20 protein-coding genes are annotated in these 22,950 nt (G+C 62.7%); 10 read left to right on the forward strand and 10 right to left on the reverse strand.

All coding sequences use genetic code 11. The annotated features are described in order from the left end of the window. Positions 1–16: 16 nt before the first annotated feature. Genes AB5Y59_RS05720 through AB5Y59_RS05730 form a run of 3 tightly spaced genes read right to left on the reverse strand, consistent with a single transcriptional unit; the run spans position 17 to position 3,229 of the window. Positions 17–871, reverse strand: a complete 855-nt coding sequence (locus AB5Y59_RS05720; RefSeq protein ID WP_042879855.1) for a 23S rRNA (adenine(2030)-N(6))-methyltransferase RlmJ — start codon at positions 869–871, stop codon at positions 17–19. Beyond that, positions 865–1,326, reverse strand: a complete 462-nt coding sequence (locus AB5Y59_RS05725; protein WP_039040190.1) for a DUF2390 domain-containing protein — start codon at positions 1,324–1,326, stop codon at positions 865–867. Before AB5Y59_RS05725 ends, AB5Y59_RS05720 begins: the two co-directional genes overlap by 7 nt. Beyond that, the gene (locus tag AB5Y59_RS05730; RefSeq protein ID WP_041215749.1) at positions 1,319–3,229 is read right to left on the reverse strand and encodes an ABC transporter ATP-binding protein; all 1,911 of its coding nucleotides are present in this window, start codon (positions 3,227–3,229) and stop codon (positions 1,319–1,321) included. The genes AB5Y59_RS05725 and AB5Y59_RS05730 overlap by 8 nt, the downstream gene beginning before the upstream one ends. Before the next feature lie 147 nt (positions 3,230–3,376). Here AB5Y59_RS05730 and AB5Y59_RS05735 point away from each other — a divergent pair, with 147 nt between their 5' ends. From AB5Y59_RS05735 to AB5Y59_RS05745, 3 genes are all read left to right on the forward strand, one after another. Continuing rightward, entirely contained in the window at positions 3,377–3,787 is a 411-nt protein-coding gene (locus tag AB5Y59_RS05735; RefSeq protein ID WP_010675511.1) for a CBS domain-containing protein, read from the forward strand. A 327-nt stretch (positions 3,788–4,114) separates the two neighbouring features. Next, positions 4,115–5,215, forward strand: a complete 1,101-nt coding sequence (locus AB5Y59_RS05740; RefSeq protein WP_029314791.1) for a porin — start codon at positions 4,115–4,117, stop codon at positions 5,213–5,215. Between the two features lie 322 nt (positions 5,216–5,537). Next, a complete protein-coding gene (locus tag AB5Y59_RS05745; RefSeq protein ID WP_041212426.1) occupies positions 5,538–6,482 on the forward strand; it encodes a chemotaxis protein CheV in 945 nt (314 codons plus the stop codon). 87 nt (positions 6,483–6,569) lie between these two features. Here AB5Y59_RS05745 and AB5Y59_RS05750 read toward each other — a convergent pair whose 3' ends face one another. Beyond that, positions 6,570–7,178, reverse strand: coding sequence for an arylesterase (locus AB5Y59_RS05750; protein ID WP_039040186.1), 609 nt, complete (start codon positions 7,176–7,178; stop codon positions 6,570–6,572). Positions 7,179–7,235: 57 nt separating this feature from the next. Between AB5Y59_RS05750 and AB5Y59_RS05755 the strand changes: the two genes are divergently transcribed. Beyond that, entirely contained in the window at positions 7,236–7,946 is a 711-nt protein-coding gene (locus AB5Y59_RS05755) for an ABC transporter ATP-binding protein (protein ID WP_128297568.1), read from the forward strand. 64 nt (positions 7,947–8,010) lie between these two features. Beyond that, the gene (locus tag AB5Y59_RS05760; RefSeq protein WP_368211639.1) at positions 8,011–10,452 is read left to right on the forward strand and encodes an ABC transporter permease; all 2,442 of its coding nucleotides are present in this window, start codon (positions 8,011–8,013) and stop codon (positions 10,450–10,452) included. Positions 10,453–10,494: 42 nt separating this feature from the next. Here AB5Y59_RS05760 and AB5Y59_RS05765 read toward each other — a convergent pair whose 3' ends face one another. Next, positions 10,495–11,400 (reverse strand): TIGR01777 family oxidoreductase, encoded by a 906-nt coding sequence (locus AB5Y59_RS05765; protein WP_368211641.1) that lies wholly within the window; start codon positions 11,398–11,400, stop codon positions 10,495–10,497. A gap of 245 nt (positions 11,401–11,645) precedes the next feature. Between AB5Y59_RS05765 and AB5Y59_RS05770 the strand changes: the two genes are divergently transcribed. Beyond that, a complete protein-coding gene (locus AB5Y59_RS05770) occupies positions 11,646–13,187 on the forward strand; it encodes a cyclic diguanylate phosphodiesterase (RefSeq protein ID WP_139738017.1) in 1,542 nt (513 codons plus the stop codon). Between the two features lie 66 nt (positions 13,188–13,253). Here AB5Y59_RS05770 and AB5Y59_RS05775 read toward each other — a convergent pair whose 3' ends face one another. Beyond that, positions 13,254–14,435 carry a PLP-dependent aminotransferase family protein gene (locus AB5Y59_RS05775; protein ID WP_041215746.1) on the reverse strand — a complete coding sequence of 394 codons (1,182 nt, stop codon included), beginning with the start codon at positions 14,433–14,435 and terminating at the stop codon, positions 13,254–13,256. 199 nt (positions 14,436–14,634) lie between these two features. Next, positions 14,635–15,702 (reverse strand): M28 family metallopeptidase, encoded by a 1,068-nt coding sequence (locus tag AB5Y59_RS05780; protein ID WP_368211644.1) that lies wholly within the window; start codon positions 15,700–15,702, stop codon positions 14,635–14,637. Between the two features lie 260 nt (positions 15,703–15,962). Between AB5Y59_RS05780 and trmB the strand changes: the two genes are divergently transcribed. From trmB to AB5Y59_RS05800, 4 genes are all read left to right on the forward strand, one after another. Then, positions 15,963–16,676: a tRNA (guanosine(46)-N7)-methyltransferase TrmB gene (trmB, locus tag AB5Y59_RS05785; RefSeq protein WP_010675501.1), complete on the forward strand. Its 714-nt coding sequence runs from the start codon at positions 15,963–15,965 to the stop codon at positions 16,674–16,676. Positions 16,677–16,702: 26 nt separating this feature from the next. Then, positions 16,703–17,035, forward strand: a complete 333-nt coding sequence (locus AB5Y59_RS05790; protein WP_039040181.1) for a YggL family protein — start codon at positions 16,703–16,705, stop codon at positions 17,033–17,035. A gap of 96 nt (positions 17,036–17,131) precedes the next feature. Continuing rightward, complete coding sequence (gene glsB / locus AB5Y59_RS05795) at positions 17,132–18,052, forward strand: glutaminase B (protein ID WP_010675499.1); 921 nt, start codon at positions 17,132–17,134, stop codon at positions 18,050–18,052. A 29-nt stretch (positions 18,053–18,081) separates the two neighbouring features. After that, positions 18,082–19,374, forward strand: a complete 1,293-nt coding sequence (locus AB5Y59_RS05800; protein WP_319895454.1) for a rhodanese-like domain-containing protein — start codon at positions 18,082–18,084, stop codon at positions 19,372–19,374. Between the two features lie 82 nt (positions 19,375–19,456). Here the strand turns inward: AB5Y59_RS05800 and AB5Y59_RS05805 are convergent, their stop codons facing one another. The 3 genes from AB5Y59_RS05805 to AB5Y59_RS05815 are packed head-to-tail and all read right to left on the reverse strand — an operon-like array spanning position 19,457 to position 22,934. Then, positions 19,457–21,544 (reverse strand): YjbH domain-containing protein, encoded by a 2,088-nt coding sequence (locus AB5Y59_RS05805; protein ID WP_319859046.1) that lies wholly within the window; start codon positions 21,542–21,544, stop codon positions 19,457–19,459. Beyond that, a complete protein-coding gene (locus AB5Y59_RS05810; RefSeq protein WP_041212433.1) occupies positions 21,544–22,293 on the reverse strand; it encodes a capsule biosynthesis GfcC family protein in 750 nt (249 codons plus the stop codon). Before AB5Y59_RS05810 ends, AB5Y59_RS05805 begins: the two co-directional genes overlap by 1 nt. Then, positions 22,290–22,934 carry a YjbF family lipoprotein gene (locus AB5Y59_RS05815; protein ID WP_319859047.1) on the reverse strand — a complete coding sequence of 215 codons (645 nt, stop codon included), beginning with the start codon at positions 22,932–22,934 and terminating at the stop codon, positions 22,290–22,292. Before AB5Y59_RS05815 ends, AB5Y59_RS05810 begins: the two co-directional genes overlap by 4 nt. Positions 22,935–22,950: the final 16 nt, after the last annotated feature.

A 22,950-nucleotide genomic window follows, 5' to 3' on the forward strand; every position in this document is an offset into this window, starting at 1 on the left:
TCTGTGGTTCCGAGGGTCAGGCTTCGGCCTTGTTCAGCCACTCCACCCTGTACTGGGCGCCGGCGCCCTGGGCCAGCTTGGCGCACAGGGGTTTCAAGAAGGCCTCGATCTGCTCGTCCAGCATCCAGGGGGGGCTGACGATGAGCATGCCGGAGCCGTTCATGCCCCAATCGGCAGTCTGGCCGGCCACTTCCAGCTCCGCCACCAGGACGTTGCCGAAGTTCTCCCGCTTGATCGCTTTGAGCATGTCGCGGGACTTGTCCGCCTCTTGCCCGAGGATGGGATACCAGAGGGCGTAGATGCCGGTGGCCCAGCGCTTTTGCGCTTTTTTAAGGGTATCGACCACGGCGAAGTAATCTTCCTTGAGCTCATAGGGGGGATCGATCAGCACCAGACCACGGCGCGGGGTGGGGGGCAGCAGGGCCACCAGCCCCTCGAAGCCGTCGCGATGGTGGACGGCGACGCGGGGGTCGTACCCCATGTTGGCGCGAAGATCCTCCACCTCGTTGTTGTGCAGCTCCATCAGCGCCAGCTTGTCCTGATCGCGGATAAGGCGGCGGGAGAGCTCCGGCGAGCCGGGGTAGTAGTGCAGCTGACCATCGCTGTTCATCTCCTCGATGACACCCAGATAGGGGGCCATGGCGGACCACTGGGCCCGCTCATCCCACAGGCGTTTGATCCCGTCGGCGTATTCCGCTTTCTTCTGGGACCAGTCGCCGCGCAGGTCGTAGAGACCGCCACCGGCATGGGTGTCCAGCACGATGAAGGGTTTCTCCTTCTTCTTGAGGGACTCGATGATCAGGGCCTGGACGGCGTGTTTGAGCACATCGGCGTGGTTGCCGGCGTGAAAGGCGTGGCGGTAGCTCAGCATATGAGATCTCTGAGGGGGCCCTGCTGGGCACCCAGTAACGATAGATAGTGAAACAGGTTGCGGCTGTCGCCGCGAAACAGGGCGAGGGTGCGCAGGGTCTGCAGCAAGACCCCCTGTTGCAGCCGCTCCAGCTCCAGTTCGTGGGCCAGCATGGTCTGGTACTCCTCGGCCCCCACCCGTGACTTGGCCTGCTGGCGCAGGGTGCGCCAGGGGAGCAGCACCGCCTCGGTCTGTACCAGGGCCGGTTGCAAGTCCGTGAGGTCGACCGGGATCCTGAGCAGGTCGAGGTGGTGCAGCAGGAGCGCCAGGTTGACGTTGCCCCCCATGCTTTGCACGTGGAGCCAGTCCTGGCTGCGCTGGCCATAGGCGCCTGTGCTCCATGTCCAGAACTCGGAAGGGGTGGGCAGGGCGTCGGGGCTGACCCGCTCGCTGGCCATCAAGGCTTCATCACGCAAAGAAGGCCTGCTCCATGGTTTCCAGCTCTTCAGAGAGGCTCATCCACTCCAGCTCGACGTGCTCCAGCTCCTCCTTGAGGGGACCCTGGGACTTGAGCAGCTCGGAGAGCTTGCCCTTGGCACTCTCTTCATAGATGGCGGGATCGGCGAGCTGGTGCTCGATGTCGGCGAGCCTGCCTTGCAGCTTCTCCATGTTGGCCTCGAGCTTTTCCAGCTTCTGGCGAAGCGGCCGGGTCGCTTGCCGGAACTGGGCTTCGAGGCGCTTCTGATCCTTGCGCGCCACCGCCGAGTTGGCGGAGACGGTGCCATCTGCCGGCTTGGCATTGGCCTCTTTCTCCTGCTCGCCGAGCCACTTGTGGTAGTCGTCGAGATCCCCGTCGAAGGGCTCGACCCGGCCGCCGTGGACCAGATAGAAGTCATCCGTGGTGGTGCGCAGCAGGTGACGGTCGTGAGAGACCACCACCATGGCTCCCTCGAACCCTTGCAGGGCCATGGTCAGGGCGTGGCGCATCTCCAGATCCAGGTGGTTGGTCGGTTCATCCAGCAGCAGCAGGTTGGGTTTTTGCCAGGTGATGAGGGCCAGCACCAGACGCGCTTTCTCACCGCCGGAGAAGGGGGCCACCTTGTCGAGTACCTTGTCGCCGTGAAAACCGAAGCTGCCGAGGTAGTTGCGAAGCTCCTGTTCGGTCTTGTCCGGCGCCAGGCGCACCAGGTGATCGAGGGGGCTGTCGTCTAGGCGCAGGGTCTCGAGCTGATGCTGGGCGAAGTAGCCGATGCTCACCCCGGCGCTCACCTCCAGCTTGCCGGAGAGGGGCGGGTTGGAGCCCGACAGCATCTTGATGAAGGTGGACTTGCCCGCGCCGTTGCGACCGAGCAGGCCGATGCGCGACCCCGGCACCAGGTTGAGTTTGATCTTCTCCAGGATCACCTTGTCGCCGTAACCGGCGCACAGGTTCTCCATGGCGATGAGCGGGGTCGGCAGAGCGGAGGGCTCGCGAAACTCGAAGCTGAACTCGGAGTCGGCGTGGGCGGGCAGGATCTTCTCCATCCGCTCCATGGCTTTGAGCCGGCTTTGGGCCTGACGGGCCTTGGAGGCCTTGTAGCGGAAGCGGTCCACATAGGATTGCATGTGGGCCATCTCCCGCTGCTGCTTCTCGTACATGGACTGCTGCTGGGCCAGGTGCTCGGCCCGTTGCAGTTCGAAGTCGGAGTAGCCGCCGCTGTATTCGTTGAGCTTGCCGTTCTCGATATGAATGATGCGATTCACCACGGAGTCGAGGAAGTCGCGGTCGTGAGAAATGAGCACCAGCGTGCCCTGATAGCCCTTGAGCCACTTCTCCAGCCAGATGACGGCGTCGAGATCCAGGTGGTTGGTCGGTTCATCCAGCAGCAGCAGATCGGAACGGCAGAGCAGCGCCTGGGCCAGGTTCAGGCGCATGCGCCAGCCACCGGAGAAGCTTCTGACCGGCGAGTCGAGCTGATCGCCGCCAAAACCCAGACCGTGCAGCAGCTCGGCGGCGCGGGCGCGAATGCTGTAGGCACCTATGGTATCGAGCTTGCCGTGCAGCTCGGCCACCAGCAGACCGTTGTCATCCGCCTCGGCCCGGGCGAGCTCGGCCTCCAGGGCGCGGAACTCCTTGTCGCCGTCGATCACGTACTCCAGGGCGGAGCAGTCCAGCGCCGGGGTCTCCTGGGCCACGCCGGCAATCTGCCAGCCGGCGGGCAGACTGAAGCTGCCGTTGTCGATGGCCAGCTCGCCCCGCACCAGCGCAAAGAAGGTGGACTTGCCACAGCCGTTCTTGCCCACCAGGCCCACCTTGTGGCCGGGGTGTATGGTGGCGGACGCGTTGTCCAGCAGCGTGCGGCCGCCGCGGATCAGTTCGATTTGACTGGCAACTATCATGGATGGGTCTGCTTGGCTCGATTGAAGGAGAGAAACTGGCGCGGATCTTACGTGAAATGACACAAATTTGCACTTGAGGGCGGGGGGGATGGCTGCCGCCGGAAAAACGTGTCATAACAGAGACATCTGGGGGGCAGGAGGCTGACCATGTTGATTAAAGAGATCATGACGACCCGGGTCGCGACCGTTTCCATGGATGACAGGCTGAGCGTCATCAAGGAGATCTTCGAGCAGGCCCATTTCCGCCACCTCCTGGTGGTGGAAGAAGAGGAGCTGGTGGGGGTCATCTCGGACCGGGATCTGCTGCGTGCCATCAGCCCCTATCTGGACACGGATGCCGAGATGAACCGGGACACCGAGACCCTCAACCGGCGCGCCCACCAGATCATGAGCCGTGAACCCATCACCGTCTCCCCCGAACGCTCCCTGAAAGAGGCCGCCGGCCTCATGCTGGAGCACCAGATCTCCTGTCTGCCTGTGCTGGAAAACGGCGCCCTGGTGGGCATAGTGAGCTGGAAGGACCTGCTGAGGGTCATGCGCGGCTGGCAGCCGGTCTGACGAGGCGGGGAACATAAGCGGGGAGTCCGTGTCGCCCGGCAGGGCTTCCAGCTTCTCGCTTTTATGAAAGATTAAACTGCATTCATCAAATTTTTCAGATTGCTTGTGTTGCAAAAATGATTTTCATGGTCATAAATTCTACCGCTGTCATTTCATGTGACACTATATGTCGCGGTGTCAGCTCGAATTGATGCTTTTATAATTAATCGTTCGCCGCTTCAGTTCCCATCAAGGTTTCCGGATCTACCTTAGGCCATCGGCACATCAACCGATCATCACGACCGAACTCTGGTCTGACAGAGAGTGCTTACACCTGAGGAAAGAACAATGAAAAAGACAGCATTGACGATGGCCATCTCCAGCCTGCTGCTGGCCGGTGGCGCACAGGCCGCCAACGTTTACGATCAGAATGGTACCAAACTGGACATCGGCGGCCGCGTCAACGGCATGTACTACGGCACCGATGACAACGCCACCGAAGGCGATGCCAGCTACCTGCGTCTGCACATCGCAGGTGAAACCAAGGTTGACGAGGATCTGACCGCGTTCGGCTTCGCCGAGTACAACCTGCCGGTCTCCGGTTCTGACAACGACGAGCTGCGTTACGCCTATGCGGGCATCAAGCACGATCGCTTCGGTGCCTTCAGCTACGGCCGTCAGGACGGTCTGTTCACCAAGGCGGTCAACAACTACACCGACGTGCTGCCGGAGTGGGGTGGTGATGGTCTGGGCAAGGACACCGAGGTGTTCGGCACCGGTCGGACCAACGGCCTGGCTCAGTACATGTACAACTGGCAGGGGTTGACCCTGGGTGCCCAGTTCACCGGCAACAACGACCCGCAGAACGCGAGCCGCAGCGAGCGCGTCGGCCCGAACAGCACCTGGAGCCCGAAAGGTTCTTCCGAGGGTTATGCCCTCTCTGCCAACTATGACTTCAACATGGGCCTGAGCCTGGGGGCCGCCTACAACCAGGCTGGCAAGACCGACGAACAGGCCGAGAACGTGAGCTTCGGCGGCGACAACGACGCCAAGCTGTTCGGGGTGGGCGCCAAGTATGCCGTCGGCAACCTCTACATGGCCGCCACCTACTCCCACGGTGAAGATCACCTCTTCGTGGACACCGGCTCCCTGCGCGGTTACGCCGAGAAGATGGATGGCTACGAAGCGGTCGTGCAGTACAACATCACGCCGAAGTTCAAGCCCTCCCTGGCCTACCTGCGTACCGACGTGAAGGACAGCGCTCACGGCATCGATGACACCGCGACCGAATACGTCTCCGTGGGTGCCTGGTACAACTTCACCGACAACTTCAATGCCTACGTGGACTACAAGATCAACCTGCTGGACGAAGTGGGTTCCACCGGCAAGAACAGCCTGAACAAGTCCACCGACGACATCGTCGCCGTGGCCCTGCAGTACAACTTCTAAGTCGTCCCGGACGCACTGCACATCCCAGGACCGGCCCATGTGGCCGGTCTTTTCGTTGCTGGCTGACAAGAGCGGCACGCCGGGGTTCAGCAATGGCACCGTGTGGTCGATACCCTTGTTGTCGGGGCCGGTGCGTGGCTGTGCTTGCCATGAGGCAGTGATGGGGGGATGATCACGCCCCGTGGTCAAGATCCTATCTTTCCTCGACGCTTTTCATTATTTCTATATAGGCTTGCGTTGTCCCGACAGGGAAAGCGGGGCTGGTTGGCATGTCGCAGCTCCGGTGCGGGGCAATTTCGGGAAATGGACGTAAGGGCGTTATATGGCGAGCATATTGGATTCAGTGGATCAACGTACCCAGCTTGTAGGGGAGAATCGCCTGGAACTGCTGATGTTCCGTTTGGGTGCCCAGCAACTGTTTGCGATCAACGTCTTCAAGGTGCGGGAAGTGGTCAAGCTGCCTCATCTGAACAAGATGCCGGGGTCCCACCACAATATCAGCGGCGTCGCCAACATTCGCGGCGTCTCCATCCCCGTCATCAACCTGCGCGGTGCCATCGGGATGCGTCCCATGGCCATCGATCAGGAGTCCAACCTCATCATCACCGAGTACAACCGCACCATTCAGGGGTTCCTGGTGGGGCAGGTGGCCCACATCGTCAACATGACCTGGAAGGACATACTGCCGCCGCCCCGTTCGGCGGGTCGTGCCAACTACCTCACCGCCATCACCCGCATCCCGGAAGGGGGCGTCGACCAGATCGTCGAGATCATCGATGTGGAGAAGGTGCTGGCGGAGATCATCACCTATGACGTGCGCATCTCGTCCGAGGTGCTGGACGAGGAGATCCTGCCCCAGATGCAGGGACGCCGGGTGCTCATCGTCGATGACTCCAGCACGGCCCGCAACCAGGTGCGCGAGACCCTCGCCCAGCTCGGGCTCGAGGTCATCGAGTGCCAGGACGGCTTGCAGGCCCTCAAGCTGCTCAAGGGGTGGTGCGATGCGGGCAAGAAGGTGACCGACGAGATCATGCTGATGATCACGGATGCCGAGATGCCGGAGATGGATGGCTATCGCCTGACTCACGAGGTGCGCAGCGATCCGCGCATGTCCGATCTCTTCATCACCCTCAATACCTCCCTGAGCGGCAACTTCAACGAGGCCATGGTCAAGAAGGTGGGGTGTGATCGCTTCATCTCCAAATTCCAGCCCGACTTGCTGGTGGACGTGGCCCAGCAGCGGATGCGGCAGATCCTGGGCCGTTGAACCCGGCACGCCGAACCATGAAAAAGCCCCCGCCATGCGGGGGCTTTTTGCTGGGCAAGGGGAAGGGCCATGGGCCCGGCCACCGGGCTATTGTGTCAGCAGAGGCTCGACAAAGCGGGCGACCTTGTCGCGGATCCGGGGCTGGGCTGCGGCCGTCGGGTGCAGCCCATCGTTCATCATGAGTTCAGGGCGCAGCACAATATCATCCAGAAAGAAGGGCATCAGCGGCAGGTCGTTGGCCTTCGCAAGATCCGGGAAGATCTGCTCGAACTGTTGCAGATAGCGCGCCCCATAGTTGCGGGGCAGCAGGATCTGGGTCAGCACCGTCTTCGCCTGGTGCGCCCGGGTGAGCTCGATCATCTTGGTCAGGTTGGCCCGGGTGATGGCGGGAGCAAAGCCCCGCAGCCCGTCGTTGGCGCCGAGTTCGATCAACACCCAGTCCGGTTTGTGGGTTTCGAGCAGGGCGGGCAGGCGGGCCAGGCCGCCCTGGGTCGTTTCACCGCTGATGCTGGCATTGATGAGGGTGTGTTCTCCCCCCTGCTGCTGCCACTTTTCATTGAGCAGGGCAGGCCAGCTCTGTTCGGCCTGCATCTGGTAGCCGGCACTCAGGCTGTCGCCCAGTACCAGCAGGGTCTGGGCCTGGACGGACGCTGCCCAGCAGCACAGGCAACTCACGGCAAACAAGAGACGCATCATGCAGTCAACTCCCACGTTCTATTGTCATTACAGGTTCAGGCAAACAGGATACCCAAGATGAGTTCAACGCCCATTATCGCCGTCAGGGGGCTCGGTAAAACCGTTCGCCTCGGTCAGGAAAGCCTCACCATCCTTGAAGGGATCGATCTGCAAGTCAATACCGGCGAGACGCTGGCGCTGGTCGGTGCGTCCGGTTCCGGCAAGTCCACTTTGCTCGGTTTGCTGGCCGGTCTCGATCTGCCGAGCAGCGGCGAGATAGAGATCCTCGGCCACTCCCTCACCCGGCTGGACGAGGAGGGACGCGCCAGGCTGCGGGCCGAGCAGGTGGGGTTCGTGTTCCAGTCGTTCCTGCTGCTGCCCACCCTGAGCGCCCTGGAAAACGTCATGTTGCCGGCCGAGCTGCGGGGGGAGACCGGCAGCGAGCCCCGTGCCCGGGAGCTGCTGGCCCAGGTCGGTCTGGGAGAGCGGTTGCACCACCTGCCGCCGCGCCTCTCTGGCGGCGAGCAGCAGCGGGTCGCCATTGCCCGTGCCTTCATGACCCGCCCCAGCCTGCTGCTGGCGGACGAGCCTACCGGCAACCTCGACAGCAAGACAGGGGAGACGGTGATCGAACTGCTGTTTCGTCTCAACCGCGAGCACAACACCACCCTGGTGGTGGTGACTCATGACCATGAACTGGCCCAGCGCTGCCAGCGACAGCTGGTGATGTCAGCCGGGCGGCTGGAGGCACAGACTGTCATGGCGGCCAGGGTGGGAGAGCTGTCATGAGTCAGTGGAGACAGAGCTGCACCAGGGGATCGCTGGCAGCAGCATGGACGGTGAGGGAGGCGTCATGAGTCAGTGGCGACTGGGATTGAAGCTGCTGCGCCGGGAAGGGTTCAGCGGCGAGCTGCGCTGGTTTGTGCTGGCGCTGGCGCTGAGCGTCGCCTGCGTGCTCAGCGTGGCTCTGGTGGCGGATCGGCTGGATGCGGGGCTCAAGGCCTCCGGGCGGGATTTCATCGGAGGGGACAGGGTGCTGCGCTCCGCGACGCCGGTACCGGCAGAGTGGCTGGCGCAGGCGCATCAGGAGGGGCTGGCCGTGCAGACCACGGTCAGCTTCAACAGCATGCTGTTTCACGGTGATACTCTGCAACTGGCCTCCATCCGCGCCGTGCCCGGGGATTTTCCCTTCTACGGCAAGCTGGAGCTCACTCCCCAGCGCGCCCCGGCGCCCGGCGAGATCTGGCTCTCCGCCAGGGTGATGCAGCTGCTCGGCGCCAAGGTGGGGGAGGTACTCGAGGTCGGCAACACCCGGCTGACGGTGGCAGGGGAGCTGGGCCAGGAGCCGGATCAGGGGTTCAGTCCCTTCCAGATGGCGCCAAGGGCCTTGATCCACAGCGCCGATATCGAGGCGACCGGGGCCCTGCTGCCGGGCAGTCGCCAGCAGTGGCGCTATCTCGTCAAGGGGCCCCGTGACGCCATCGCCCGCTATGAGGCCTGGCTCAACCCCAGGCTGAGCGCCGGGCAGAAGCTCGTCAAACCCGACGATCAGGGTACCCAGGTGGGGAAATCCCTGGGCAATGCCGAGCGCTTCTTCCGTCTGGCATCCCTTGCCGGCGTGCTGCTCGGCGCCCTGGCCATGGGGATAGCGGTGCGCCATTTCGCCGAGCGCCAGACCAACATGGTGGCCCTGCTCAAGACCCTGGGGGCCTCGCGGCGCACCCTGTGGCAACTGATGGGCACCCTGCTGTTCTCCCTGACCCTGGTGGGGGCCCTGATGGGGCTGGTGGCGGGCAGCGCCATGCAGTGGCTGACTCTGAACCTGCTGGGGGATCTGCTGCCTGCGGATCTGCCGCCCCCCTCCTGGCGACCCTTCGCCCTGGGCCTCGCGGTCGCCTTCTTCATCACCCTGATGCTGGCGTTCGTTCCCTTCCTGAGGCTGCTCAAGGTACCGCCGCTGCGGGTGCTGCGCCGGGAACTGGAGGCGGGGATCCCCCCCTGGCTGACGGTGCCCGTGGGGCTCATCGGGCTGTTTGCCCTGGTGTGGGGCTTTACCGCCGACATCAGGCTGGCCTGCGGGCTCATCGGTGGCATGGGGGTGTTGATGGCGCTGCTGGCCCTGCTCGCCTCCGTGCTGCTGCGTCTTGGCAGTCGGCTCAAGGGGCCCCATGCCCTGCGCCTGGCCATCAATCACCTCTCCCGTGAGCGGGGTAGTGGTCTGTTCCAGCTGGCGGGTTTCGCCCTGGCCCTGATGCTGTTCGGGCTGCTGTGGGCAGCGCGGGTCGATCTGCTGGAGGATTTTTCCACCCGGTTGCCTGCCGATGCCCCGAACCGCTTCCTGGTCAATGTGGCGGACAGCGAGCGGGAAGGGATCCTGGCCGATCTGCACCAGGCCGGGGCCATCACCTCGGACTTCTACCCCATGGTGCGCGGGCGCCTGACCCGTATCGCCGGTGAGGCGGTGGGGGAGGATGCGGCGCGGGAGGGGGTGGACAGGGAGCTCAACTTCACCACCACATCGGCCCTGCCCGCCGACAACAAGGTCACTGCCGGTCAATGGCTGGCCGGCAAGGGGGAGGTCTCCGTCGACGAGGCACTGGCGGGACGGCTCGGCATCGCGCTCGGCGACGTGCTCGGCTTCACCATAGAGGGGCGGGCGTTCGAGGCCAGGGTGACCAGCCTGAGGTCCATCAAGTGGGACAACATGAGGCCGAACTTCTACATGATCTTCTCGCCGGACGTGTTGGCCCCCTTCTCCCAGACCTGGCTCGGCAGCTATCGTCTGCCGCCTGAGGGGCGAGGGGCAGAGGTGGAACTCATCCGCCGCCACCCCACGGTGAGCCTCATCGATGTGGAGGATCTCATAGGGCGCCTCACCCTGGTCTCCGATCAGGTGAGCCGCGCCCTGGGATTGATGCTCGGGCTGGTGACGGTGGCCGCCCTGCTGGTGCTGCTGACCCAGACCCAGGCCGGCATGGCCCATCGCCGCAGGGAGCTGCTGCTGATGCGCACCTTGGGGGCGGGGAGCGCCCTGCTCGAGAAGATGCTGCGCTGGGAGCTGGTGGCGAGCGGTGCCCTGGCGGGGCTTTGCGCCGCCATGGTGGTGGAGCTCTGCTCCTTCGGCCTGCAGTGGTGGTGGGAGGGGGCGCAGTGGCAGTTCCACTGCGCCATCTGGGCTGCACTCCCCCTGCTTGGGGCCGTGCTGGTGACCCTGGCTGGACAGGGCATGCGCCGCCAACTGCTGGCGGGTACCCTGAGCGACCGGCTCAGGGGACTGGGGCAGGGGCTGCTCTGATGGCTCGACACATCCCGACCTCGGTCGGGATGTGTCATTGGGTCAACGGGGTGAGTGCAGCAGATTGTCCAGAGCGCCGGGCAGGGCCGGGAAGCTGAAGTGAAAACCGGCCTGCTGCAAGCGGGCGGGCAGTACCTGCTGTCCGGTGAGCAGCAGATCCGCCGCCTCTCCCATCAGGAGTCGCAGGAGGGGTGCCGGTACGAAGAAGAGGTGCGGGCGATGGAGCGTGGCGGCCAGGGTCTCGCTGAACCGGCGATTGCTGACCGGTTGCGGGGCCGTGCCGTTGAAGATGCCGTCACACTCGCCGTGCTCGATGAGAAACAGCATGGCCCGCACCAGATCCTGCACGTGGATCCAGCTCATCATCTGGGTGCCGCTGCCCATGGGGCCGCCGAGGCCGAGGCGGTAAGGGGGCAGCATCCTGGGCAAGGCGCCCCCCTCCATGCCGAGTACCAGGCCGATGCGCAGGATGCAGACCCGGGTCTGGGCCGAGCGGGCCTGCTGGGCAAGCTGCTCCCACTGCTGACAGAGACGGTGGGTGAATTCGTCGTGAGGGTTCTGGCATGTTTCATCCAGAGGGGCGTCATCCTGGCGGCCATACCAGCCGATGGCGGAGGCATTGAGCAGCAATCTGGGGGGCGTGCTGGAGAGTTTGACGAGATCCACCAGCTGTTCGGTCAGCAGCCAGCGGCTGTTGCAGAGCAACTGCTTGCGGGACTCGCTCCAGCGTCCGGCGGCGATGGGTTCGCCGGCCAGGTTGATGACGATGTCCACGTCATTGAGGTGATCCAGCCTGTCCAGGCTGTCCAGCAGGGTGACATCGTGGCCGAGCAGCTCGTAGGCCCGGCTGCCCTGACGGGTCAGCACGACTACTTCGTGCACCACCTTGAGGTGTGCCACCAGACGGCGGCCGATAAACCCCGTGCCCCCCGTGATCAGTATCTTCATGTCCTGCCTCCCTGACGCTCTAGGGTCTACTCTAGAGCCTGGGTGCCCGATGGACAAGCTCCTGTTTTTATGAGCATTATGATTTTTGTCTCCCAAGACGCCGCCCCCTTTGTCCACGGGGTTGCAGGGCTTTGCGACCACGGGGGGCGCCGTGGCGCGGCGGTATCAGGGGCTCATTCCGGCTTGCCAAACGGGCGCCAGCGGGTAAACTCGAGCGCTTTTTCGCCATGTTCATGAGGGCCGTTATGCCATTTCGACGTTTGAAGGTGCGTCAATTCTATGTCCGGCTGCTCTGTGCCTTGCTGGCCGGTCTGTTGCCCATGCTCCTTGGGCTCGTCATCGTCATCTGGCAGACCGCCACCGGCGTGAAACAGGATGCGGTGGCGCGCCTGGAACATGCCAGGGTCATGTTCGACCGCACTCTGGACAATGCCCAGTTGGCGGCGTCGGCCCTCACCGGCAGCCTGGGCAGGCCCTGTCTCGAGGTGGTGCAGGGGCTCAGGGATCAGGTGGCCACGGTGCCGGATGTGCGCAGCGTCAACCTGGCCAGGGGGGATCGGATCTACTGCTCTTCCCTCTATGGCCCGGTCGATGGCGGCATCAAACTGGATGACTATGTCGGGGGCAGGCTCGACCTGATGAAGGGCAACCCGGTCACCCCAAATCGCCCCCTCATCGCCTACCGGGAAGAGGTGGGCGAGTTCAGCGTGCTGGTGGGGGTCGACGGCTACTACCTGCTCAACATCCTGGACATGCTGAGCCGCAACTCCCCACTGGGGCTGGTGGTCGGCAACGAGATGCTGCTGCGAAACAGCGAGCTCACCGACAAGCTGATCCCCAAGGACCGCAGTGGCTATCTCGAACAGGTCTCGACCAGGTACCCGTTCAAGGTAGTGACCACGGTGTCGGTGGATGAGTACCGTGCCCACATCTGGGACTACTCCAAGGTGGGCGTCATTATTTATCCTCTGCTGAGCCTGCTGCTCGGGGTGGCGGTCTTCTGGCTGATGGGCCGTTCGACCTCGCCGGCCCAGGAGCTGAAACGGGCACTGTCCCAGCAGGAGTTCATCCCCTATCTGCAACCCGTGGTGAACGGGGAGGACGGCCAATGGAGCGGTTGCGAGGTGCTGATGCGCTGGCAACACCCCCGTCAGGGGATGATCTCGCCGGATCGCTTCATTCCCCTGGCAGAGGACAGTGGCCTCATCGTGCCCATGACCCGGCTGTTGATGGCGCAGGTGCGCGAACAGTTTGCGGGCAAGGCGCACTATCTGCCGCGAGGGTTCCACTTCGGCTTCAACATCAGCGCCAGCCACTGCAAGGATCTGAGCCTGGTGGAAGATTGCCGGGATTTCATCAACGCCTTCAAGGGGAATCCCATCAAGCTGGTGCTGGAGCTGACCGAGCGCGAGCTCATCGTGGCGGACGAGACGACGGACCGGCTCTTTGCCGAGCTGCATGCCCTCGGGGTCTTCATCGCCATCGACGATTTCGGCACCGGCCACTCCAGCCTGACCTACCTGCAGACCTTCCAGGTCGACTTCCTCAAGATCGATCAGAGCTTCGTCGGCATGATTGGGTCGGACGCGCTCTCCAGCCACATCGTGGAGAACGTCATCGATCTGGCGACCCGGCTCGGTCTGCAACTGGTGGCGGAAGGGGTGGAGAATCAGGTGCAGGCCGACTATCTGAAGGCCCGCGAGGTGACCTTCCTGCAGGGCTACCTGTTTGGCAGGCCCATGCCCATGAAGGAGTTTGTCAGCCAGCTGGCCGGGCAGGGGCGCTGAGGGGCAAGCGCGAGGCAAAAAAAACCAGCNGCGACCGGGTCGCTGGTTTTTTTATGGCCGGATGGCTCAGAGCATGCGGGCCAGGGCGCGGCACAGACGCTGAACCCCCTCTTCCGTGGTCGCCTCATCCACACAGGAGAAGCTCAGGCGCAGGGTGTTCTGGATCTCGGGGCGCACATAGAAGGGGGCGCCGGGCACGAAGGCAACCTTCTCCTTGATGGCCTCGTCGAACAGGGCCATGGCACTGACGCTGGGCGGCAGGGTCAGCCAGAGGAACATGCCCCCTTCGGGACGGGTGTAGCTGACGCCGGGCGGACAGTGGCGCGCAAGGGCGGCTTCCATGGCGGCACGCTGGCGACCATAGACCTCCTTGATCTTCTCCAGGTGAGCGTCGAGGGAGTTGTCGGTCAGGAAGCGGTGCAGCACCTGCTGGCTGAAGGCGTTGCTGTGCAGGTCGGTGGCCTGCTTGGCGATGGTGACCTTCTTGCGCAGCCAGTCCGGCACCACCATCCAGCCCAGGCGGAAGGCGGGCACCACCGTCTTGGAGAAGGACCCGAGCAGCACGGTGTTGTGGGGGGCCAGCTTGGCGATGGGAGGGAGGTGTTCCCCCTCGAAGCGCAGCTCGCCATAGGGGTCGTCTTCCACCATCAGCAGATCGTGGCGCACCAGGCGCTCCGCCAGGGCCTCCCGGTTGGCGCGGCTGTAGGAAACACCGCTCGGATTCTGGAAGTTGGGCACGCCGTAGAGCAGCCTGGCGCTGGAGCCCTGCTCCAGCAGCGCATCCAGCGCGGCCAGATCCAGCCCCTCTTCCGCCAGGGTAATGGGCTTGAAATTCGGTTGATAGACGGAGAACGCCTGGATGGCGCCAAGGTAGCCCGGCTCTTCGATGATGAGATCCTGCCCCTCGTTCACCAGCACCTTGCCCAGCAGATCCAGCGCCTGCTGGGAGCCGCTGGTGATGAGGATGTTGTCAGGATTGACGGCCATGCCGTGGCGGCTCAGGTAGCGATCGGCGATGAACTGGCGCAGCGGGGCAAAGCCCTCGGTGGTGGCGTATTGCAGCGCGGCGGCTCCCTGCTCGCGCAGCACGTCCTGGCACGCTTGCTCGATGGCCTTGACCGGGAACAGATGGGGGTTGGGCAGGCCGCCGGCGAAGGAGATGATCTCCGGATTGGCGGCAACTTTGAGGATTTCGCGGATAAAGGAAGGCTCGACCTTCTCGAAGCGCTGGGCAAAAAACGGCTGCATAGGGTTCTCTCTGACTAGGTGGCGGTCGCTCCATTCAACCGCCAGGTTATCCGTTTGTATCAGATTTCAGAAATGAGGCAATGGCTGTCACAAAAATCCATAAAAAAGGGCAGGTTTGGCACCTGCCCGAATTTTATCGTCCCGACCCCGGTCAGGGGCGCAAAAACCCCTGTCAGGGGGGCATCGGGCGGGATGGGGCTCAGAGCCCCGGCGCCTTGAGGAAGCGGATCATCAGGTCGGTATTGGCCCCGAGCTGCTGCTCGATCCGGCCCGGGAAGAGCTCGGCCATTTTGTCGAGGCGATCATGCTCCGTGTGCCAAATCTTGCCCCACTGGGTCTCGCTGTCCCGGTCGCAGGCGCTCTTGGTGGCGTCGTCGTAGCAGTCCCACAGCGCCGGATTGGTGCTCTGGGAGTAGCCGTCATAGCCATCTTCCCCGTTGATGGTGAAGTTGGTGGCCTCCACGTAGGCGATGGGCACCCCCAGGCAGGCAAAGGGGGCATGATCGGACCAGCTGCCGGTCTCCCCTTCCGGGTAGCCGCTGTAGCTGGGGTGGATGGCGAACGGGGTGGCGGTCTGCTGGGAGATGGTCAGCAGGCGATCGCGCACCTTGGGATCGAAGCTGTAGCGGCTCGGGTCGGCGCAGTTGTACTCGGCCACGTCGGAGTGGGCCGAGTGGACATAGACGATGTCGCCCCCGGCGATGGTGTCGTAGTTCACCATGGCCAGCAGCTTGGCGACGGCGTCGGTGTCGAGACTGGCGGCATAGGCTCTGGAGCCGTTGAGGCCGTTTTCCTCGGCGCCGAAGAAGGCGAAGCGCACCGTGTAGGGCAGGGTCTCTCCCTTGAGTGCCTCGGCAACCGCCAGCAGGGCGGCGACGCCGGCCCCGTTGTCGGTGGCGCCTTCGGATCCTTTCTTCTCGCCGGTGCTGTCATAGTGGGCACCGATGAGGATCACCTTGTCGCTCTGACCCTTGAGCTCGGCGACGATGTTCTGGGAGGTTCGGTCTGTGCCGCCCCGGGTGTAGGTGAATGGCTGGTTCTGCACTTCGTAACCCCAGCCGGCCAGGTGATCCTGGATCCAGGCGGCGGCGCGGGTTTCGGCCTCGGTGCCCGTGGGACGAGCGCCTATCCCTTCTGCGCCAGAGCTCAGTTGCACCAGAAACTCATGGGCCTGAGCGGCGGGGGCAGGGGGTTGGGAGTCGTTGTCAGAGGGGTTGCAACCGGCCAGCAAGGCAGGCAGGACGAGGGCCAACAGGGTTTTCTTCATACTGCAATCCTTTGTTGTATATGGTTTTATTTTTCCGCGTCAGGATGAACCCGACGTCCGGCAGATTCTGTGAAGGGGGTGGCATTTGTCAACCTTGCCGGTGGAAGTGGGCAGTCCCGGGGGATTTGTTGTGGGAAACACTTGCGCCTTGTGCCTATCTTGGGATAATTCGCTCCCCTGTTTTTGCGAACTGATGCAATAACGAGCGATCCATTTATGTCGGCTCTGTTCCAGAGCGATGCAATAACGAGCAATTTACTATGTCTGTGACCCAAGATGTGTTTAACGAAGACGGCAAGTTCATGCGCAAGATCCGCAGCTTCGTCCGTCGCGAAGGCCGCCTGACCAAAGGGCAGGAGAAGGCCCTGGAAGAGCTCTGGCCGGTCATGGGCATCGATTTCGCACCAGAGCCGCTCGACATGGTGGCCCTGTTTGGCCGCGAGGCACCCGTGGTGCTGGAGATCGGGTTCGGCATGGGCGCCTCCCTGGTGGAGATGGCCAAGAACGCCCCCGAGAAGAACTTCATCGGCATCGAGGTGCACTCTCCGGGTGTGGGCGCCTGCCTTGGCACCGCCCAGGAGGCGGGCGTCACCAACCTGCGCGTCATCTGCCACGATGCGGTGGAAGTGCTGGAGCACATGATCCCGAACGGTTCTCTCTCCTGCCTGCAGCTCTTCTTCCCGGACCCCTGGCACAAGAGCCGCCACCACAAGCGTCGCATCGTGCAGCCTGCCTTTGCCCAGGATATCCGCCAGAAGCTTGCCATCGGTGGCGTCTTCCACATGGCCACCGACTGGGAGAACTACGCCGAGCACATGCTGGAGGTGATGAGTGCCGCCGAGGGGTACGAGAACACCTCCGCCACCGGCAACTGGGTGCCCCGTCCCGACTGGCGCCCCCTGACCAAATTCGAGCAGCGTGGCCATCGTCTGGGCCACGGTGTCTGGGATCTGATTTTCAAACGAGTCAACTGAGTCAACGTATCAACTAAGGAGCTATCATGGCCAACCGTAGCCGCCGTCTGCGCAAGAAACTGCGCGTCGATGAATTCCAGGAAATGGGGTTCGACATCAGTTTCAACTTCCCGGTCGGCACCGCCGAAGAGACCATTGATGCCGTGGTCGATGCGCTGATCGACGAGGTGATTGAGCCTCGCAAGCTGGCCTTCGCCGGCTCGGGTCACCTGGCCTGGGAAGGGATGATCTGCACCCAGCAGCTCGGCAAGTGCACCGACGAAGACCGTTCCGCCGTTCAGACCTGGCTGCAAGGCAAAGGGCTGGAGGCCGTGGTGGTCACCGAGCTGTTCGATCTCTGGTACGGCGAGCCGGCCTGATATCTGACTGCCTCCCGGGCAGATAGAAAATCCCGCCGCCGGCGGGATTTTTGTCGGTGGGCTGGCCCCGCCTCGTTTCACGTCATGGAATAGCCAATGGTGTTGTCATCCGAATTACTGGCCGGCATCCTGGAAGAGGTGCGTCCGCTGCTCGGGCAGGGGAAGGTGGCCGATTACATTCCCGCCCTGGCCCAGGTGCCTGCCGACCGGCTGGGGATCGCGGTCTGTACCGTTGAAGGAGAATTGTTCACCGCAGGTGACGCTTTCGAGCCCTTCTCCATCCAGAGTATCTCCAAGGCCCTGAGCCTCACGCTGGCCTTGACCCTCTATCAGGAGGAGGAGATCTGGGCCCGGGTGGGCAAGGAGCCCTCCGGTCAGCCGTTCAACTCCCTCGTCCAGCTGGAGTTCGAGCAGGGCATTCCCCGCAACCCCTTCATCAACGCCGGTGCCCTGGTGGTGAGCGATCTGCTGGAAACCCGGCTCACCGCTCCCCGCCAACGCACTCTGGAACTGGTGCGCCGCCTGTGCGGCAACCCGGCCATCATGGCGGATCAGGTGGTGGCGCGCTCCGAGTACCAGCACTCCGCCCGCAATGCCGCCATCGCCTATCTGATGAAGGCCTATGGCAACTTCGAGAACGAGGTGGACAAGGTATTGCAGAGCTACTTCAATGCCTGCGCCATCCGCATGAGCTGCGTCGATCTGGCACGAGCCTTCGTCTATCTGGCCAACCGGGGCGTCCCCCTTGGCGAGAGCACGCCCCTGCTGCCGGCCCGTACCACCAAGCAGGTCAATGCCCTGCTCGCCACCTGCGGCCTCTATGACGAGGCGGGCGACTTCGCCTACCGGGTCGGCATGCCGGGGAAATCCGGAGTGGGGGGCGGCATCATGGCGCTGATCCCGGGAGAGCTTTCCATCTGCGTCTGGTCACCCGAGCTCAACAAGGCGGGCAACTCCCTGGCCGGGACGGCGGCACTGGAGCTGCTGGCCGAGCGCCTGGGCCGCTCCATTTTTTAACTCTTTTCACTATGCATCGAGACGACATCATGAAACGAATGACTGGACTGTGGCGAAGCGGCCTGACCGCCTTGCTGCTCTGGTGTGCCTGGCCCGCGCTGGCCGCTGAGCTGCCCCCGCTCTCCCTGGCGGATGCCAAGGGGAAGGAGGCGGTGATCCTGGATACCCGCCCGAGCTATTTCTATCAGGGCTGGCCCATGGACGGGGAGAAGCAGGGGGGCCATGTGGCCGGTGCCGAGCTGCTCTCCGCAGAGTGGAAATACAGTGACGAGGAGTGGCCTGTGGCGCTTGCGAGCAAGGGTCTGAAGGCCGACAAACCCGTCGCCCTCTATGGCACCCCTCGCGAGGTGGCCGAGGTGGCCCGTCTGCTGCGCCAGCAGGGCATCAAGCAGCTGTTCGAGCTGCAGGAATGGAAAGAGGCGCCCCGGGAGCATCTGGCACGCTGGCAGCAGCTGGTCCATCCGCTCTGGCTGGCAGACTTGCAGGCAGGCAAGCCGGTCATCGCCGCCCCCAAGGGGGAGTGGAAGGTGTTCGAGGTGGACTGGGGATCCCCCAAGGCCTATCTGCTGAGCCACATTCCGGGAGCCGGCTACATCGACACCAACCGGCTGGAAGGGGAGCCGCTGTGGAACAAGGTCTCTGACGAGGCGCTCAAGGCGCTGCTGCTGGAGAACGGCATCCGTCATGACACCACCGTCATCCTCTATGGCCGCAACACCATGGCGGCGGCCCGTGCGGCCCATCTGATGATGTATGCGGGGGTCGAGGATGTGCGGCTGCTGGACGGCGGGCTGGAGGCCTGGTTCGTGCAGCATCTGCGCACCGAGACCGGTCTGGCCAATACCTTCAAACCGGCCAGGGAGTTTGGCGTGGCCATCCCCGCCCGTCCCGAGTTCTACACCACCCTTGACCAGGCCAAGGCCCTGCTCAAGCAACCGGACGGCGCTCTGGTCAGCGTGCGCACCTGGGACGAGTTCGTGGGCAATACCTCGGGCTACAGCTACATCAAACCCAAGGGGGACATTCCCGGGGCCAGATGGGGTCATGGCGGGGTGGATGCCAACAGCATGAGCGACTTCCACAACCCGGACGGCACCATGAAGCCCGCCCGCGAGATCCTCGCCATGTGGGACGAGTGGAATATCGAGCCGACCCAGCAGGCCGCCTTCTACTGCGGGACCGGCTGGCGCGCCTCCGAGGCGTTCTTCTACGCCTGGCTGATGGACTGGAAGCGGATCAGCGTCTACGACGGCGGATGGTTCGAGTGGAGCATGGATCCGGCCAACCCCACCGTCACCGGCGAGCGCAAGCCAGGCAACTAAGACGGCAATGCCGAGCAGCGGAAATAAAAAAGCACCTTCATGGAAGGTGCTTTTTTTGTCTGCAAGGCATGGTGAACCGGGATCAGAAGGAGGCCACGCTGGTCTGGTCGTAGAGGCCGTACTTCCTCGACAGCATCTGGCCGCCGTCCCGGGTCAGGGGGACCCAGCTGATGTTGGCGCTGTCGATGGTGGACTTGAACATCATCAGGTCGAACGGGATGGTGATGTAGAGGCCCTTGGTGAAGCTCCCTTCGCCGTACTCTTCTGCCGACACATTGGTGAAGGTGGCAAAGAAACCGGCGCTGATCCCAGAATCAAAGGTCTTGGCGAAGTTGAACGTGGCGCCATAGTCCCCCGCGAGGTAGCGACCCACCGAGATCTGGGCGGTCACCTTGTCCAGAAACGCCGGTTGCCAGTAGGTGGTGACATGGCCGGTGGCGATCTGGTAATCGGCGAGCTGGAGGGTGTTCTCCCAGTCCCGCTGCCTGACCAGGTTGAGATCGGCGCCGATGGCCCAGTTGCGGTTGAAGGGGCGATACAGGGCCTCCCCGCCAACACCGGCATACATCATCTCCAGATAACCGCCATAGGCCTGGCCGTACCAGCCATCGGCAAACTTGTCCATGTGGGTGAGCTGCAGGTTGTTGAGCAGCACATTCGATGACGTCACGTACTCCCGCACCCAGGTACGGACCCGGGGCAGGGCCTCTCCATCGGGCGGCGGCTCGGTGTAATTGAACTTGTCATAGTTGTTGACGAGGTTGACGAAGACGGTGCTGCTCACCCAGTCGTGCTCGGTCATGTGCCAGTCGGTGTTGGCATTCAACCCGAGCTGGTACATGTAGAAACTCTCGGCTCCCCCGATGGACTGGCTCAGCTTGGGCACTATCTTGAAGTCCCATGAGCGGAGTTCGGCTCCATGGCGCAGTGTGCCTTCGACGGGGGCCGGTGGCTGGCGGCTGACCTCGATCTCTTGTGTCTGGCCGAGGGGGAGATCGCTGTTGGCACGACGCACGGAGTCGAGATCGACTCGGCTCTCCTGCAGGGGCATCCCCTGCTTCTGCTCGATGATGCGCAGCTCTTTCACCGTGGAAGGCAGGGCATTGACGGCCAGCAGGGTGGCTCGCTGCTCGCTTTGGGCCTGATCCCTGTATCGGGTCTGCTCTGCCTCCAGCGTCAGGGTCTCCTTATCACTGTAGAGTGAGGTCTGTTGCCAGCCCCCATTGCTGGCCAGCTGGGAAGAGAGCGTCGACCAGTCGACCTGCTCCAGGGAGTCGACCTGGCTGGCCTGATAGGCCGGAACGGGGGGATCCATGACCTTGGGCAGCGACAGGGAGGGGTCGTTGAAGTTGGTATGCCATGTCAGCCCCCACATCAGGGTATTGCCGCGCTGATAGCTGAGGTGCATGTCGAACACATCGTAAGGTTGGTAGACAATGCCCACATTGATGGGAGTGCTCTGAACGATGGCCCCCGCCGACTCGTGACTGTAGTCGTTGCCCTCGTATTCGAGCTTGAGCCTGAGGGGCTGCCAGGGGGTCTGGTACTCTATCCCTCCATAGAGGGCCGCCGGGCCATGGAACAGGCTGCCGAATTCAAACTTGCCGCCGCTGCCCGAGAAGCCGTCATCACGCTGACACCAGCCTTCACGGACTTCACAGAAGGGGTTCTTGATGTTGCCGCTCTGACCCATGTTTCCCCACGCCATTCCCAGGGTGAAATCAAGGTTCTTGTAGCGTTTGCTGGCGACGATGTATTCGCTGTCAAAGAGCCCGGTCCCCATCACATCGCGCAGGCCCACAGAGACCTGTGGGCGCCAGGTGGATTCGGTCCAGAGTCGGGCTTTGACATCCAGCCCCTTGTCCTTGTAGGTCTGGTCGCCACTGAAATTCTCGTCATTGCTGTAGAGCCGGGTGCGAATGTCGGTGTATCTCAGGGTGGCTTCCAGCCAGGAGAATGGCTGCATGGAGATGGACCAGCGCCGGTATTCCTGGTCATCCATGTAGTTGAATGAAAACTCGCCTTCCGGAGCCATGCGTGCCGTCGGCATCTGGAGCAGGCCCACGCCACCAAAATCACTCTGGGTGGGGAGGAGAGGCAAGAAGCTGTCCGTGTTGGCAAACGCGAAGGGGGAGGCAAGCAGCGAGAGAGTGGCGATTCTGGTCAGCATTACTCGGGTATCCGATTAGCAATCATGTCGGCAATACGGAGATTGATGTTCTTGAATTGGGCAGGCAACAGCGCCGGATCGAAACCGGCAAACAGGGTTGCACCCGGCATGGGCTCGATATGGTATTCGTTCCACACCGCGACGGGGGACAACTGGACGCGGCCATCCGGCTGGATGAGATAGACCTCGCCAGGGTTGGCGCCGGGTAGCAGACTGTGGCCCTGCCAATATTCAGCCAGCCCCTTGGCGGGTTCATGGGGCATGGACCTGCGACTGTTGATCAATCCCAGCAGGTAGAGGCTGGATGGCCTGCGAGAGAGATAGAGAGAATAGTCGCCAGACAGACGAGGGTTGTTTGCAGGCTCCACTCTGCTGAGATCCGGATCCAGCTTGATGTCAATCCGGCCGGCCACATCGAGCTGATCCAGCTCGCGCAGCAGTTGCTGGGTGGCCTGAACCAGACCGCCCTGATGCGCTCTCATCCAGAAAACCTGGAGGGCTTTCAGATCGCTGAGCAGCTGTTCTTTGGCTTGCTGTGCAGACTCATCTTGGGCGGGGGAGGAGATGATGGCGGCAGGCCAGTAGACGTCGCCGGGCAAGCCGGGCGCATTCAACAGTTGTTCCAGACGCTGGCTATCGGAGAGGGAAATGGTGGTCTTGCTGGCATGGCCGACCATCACCCGGGTGATGCTGTCGGCATGAAGCCATGGGGCATAGCCAATCAGAAGCGAGAGTATGATTTTTTTCATGGTGCATAGGGCTTGGTGAAGACCATCTCGATGGTGCTGTTGTCAGGGCCGATGTGCTGAATGGTTTTTCTGACCAGGCCCGTCTTTTTGTCCAGCCAGTAATAATTTTGCCACGTCAGGTCATCCTTCCCCGACTGGACCGTCTCTTCGTAGAGGGAGGTCGTCAGCACGGCGCCATTGATATCCAGATTTTCATCAGCCAGCTGTTTGAAGGTGGTGTGGAGGTTTCTTCCGCTGTGGCGAAGTTGCGCCCATTCGGCCAGATAACTGAATTGGGCATCGCCCGGAATGACGGCCTGACTCAAGGGATCAGCCATGGTGGCGGCGAAATAGCGAAGATCATTATCCAGCTTGAGCGTCTTGGTAATTCGACCATGTTCGGTCACTATCAAGCCTCTGTCGCTGCTGACCCAGGAGAGGCGATCTCCGTCGGCAAAGGCAAGCACGAGAAATACAGTGGGTCTGTCGTCAATGGTGAGCAATGCACTGGCATAGGGCAGCTTCTCGATGGCTTCCGGGGTAATGGTTATCTCATTATCCGCAGTGAAGATATATTTGAGCTGTTGATAGCTATCAACGTTGCTGTCTGCACAGCCAAACAACAACATTGATAGCAATAAAAGAATGCGCTTGATTAGCATGAAAGCATCACTGAAT

Origin of the sequence: Aeromonas sp. s10, from assembly GCF_040907975.1 — a bacterium.
GTDB lineage: Bacteria > Pseudomonadota > Gammaproteobacteria > Enterobacterales > Aeromonadaceae > Aeromonas > Aeromonas caviae.

Bases quoted from the DNA above. Each gene is read 5' to 3' on its own strand.
- AB5Y59_RS05800 (WP_319895454.1), top strand. From the start codon at position 18,082: ATGAAACGAATGACTGGACTGTGGCGAAGCGGCCTGACCGCCTTGCTG.
- AB5Y59_RS05765 (WP_368211641.1), bottom strand. From the start codon at position 11,400: ATGAAGATACTGATCACGGGGGGCACGGGGTTTATCGGCCGCCGTCTG.
- AB5Y59_RS05755 (WP_128297568.1), top strand. From the start codon at position 7,236: ATGAGTTCAACGCCCATTATCGCCGTCAGGGGGCTCGGTAAAACCGTT.
- AB5Y59_RS05775 (WP_041215746.1), bottom strand. From the start codon at position 14,435: ATGCAGCCGTTTTTTGCCCAGCGCTTCGAGAAGGTCGAGCCTTCCTTT.
- AB5Y59_RS05740 (WP_029314791.1), top strand. From the start codon at position 4,115: ATGAAAAAGACAGCATTGACGATGGCCATCTCCAGCCTGCTGCTGGCC.
- trmB (WP_010675501.1), top strand. From the start codon at position 15,963: ATGTCTGTGACCCAAGATGTGTTTAACGAAGACGGCAAGTTCATGCGC.
- AB5Y59_RS05760 (WP_368211639.1), top strand. From the start codon at position 8,011: ATGAGTCAGTGGCGACTGGGATTGAAGCTGCTGCGCCGGGAAGGGTTC.
- AB5Y59_RS05730 (WP_041215749.1), bottom strand. From the start codon at position 3,229: ATGATAGTTGCCAGTCAAATCGAACTGATCCGCGGCGGCCGCACGCTG.
- AB5Y59_RS05805 (WP_319859046.1), bottom strand. From the start codon at position 21,544: ATGCTGACCAGAATCGCCACTCTCTCGCTGCTTGCCTCCCCCTTCGCG.
- AB5Y59_RS05810 (WP_041212433.1), bottom strand. From the start codon at position 22,293: ATGAAAAAAATCATACTCTCGCTTCTGATTGGCTATGCCCCATGGCTT.
- AB5Y59_RS05750 (WP_039040186.1), bottom strand. From the start codon at position 7,178: ATGATGCGTCTCTTGTTTGCCGTGAGTTGCCTGTGCTGCTGGGCAGCG.
- AB5Y59_RS05735 (WP_010675511.1), top strand. From the start codon at position 3,377: ATGTTGATTAAAGAGATCATGACGACCCGGGTCGCGACCGTTTCCATG.
- AB5Y59_RS05745 (WP_041212426.1), top strand. From the start codon at position 5,538: ATGGCGAGCATATTGGATTCAGTGGATCAACGTACCCAGCTTGTAGGG.
- AB5Y59_RS05815 (WP_319859047.1), bottom strand. From the start codon at position 22,934: ATGCTAATCAAGCGCATTCTTTTATTGCTATCAATGTTGTTGTTTGGC.
- AB5Y59_RS05780 (WP_368211644.1), bottom strand. From the start codon at position 15,702: ATGAAGAAAACCCTGTTGGCCCTCGTCCTGCCTGCCTTGCTGGCCGGT.
- AB5Y59_RS05770 (WP_139738017.1), top strand. From the start codon at position 11,646: ATGCCATTTCGACGTTTGAAGGTGCGTCAATTCTATGTCCGGCTGCTC.
- AB5Y59_RS05790 (WP_039040181.1), top strand. From the start codon at position 16,703: ATGGCCAACCGTAGCCGCCGTCTGCGCAAGAAACTGCGCGTCGATGAA.
- AB5Y59_RS05720 (WP_042879855.1), bottom strand. From the start codon at position 871: ATGCTGAGCTACCGCCACGCCTTTCACGCCGGCAACCACGCCGATGTG.
- glsB (WP_010675499.1), top strand. From the start codon at position 17,132: ATGGTGTTGTCATCCGAATTACTGGCCGGCATCCTGGAAGAGGTGCGT.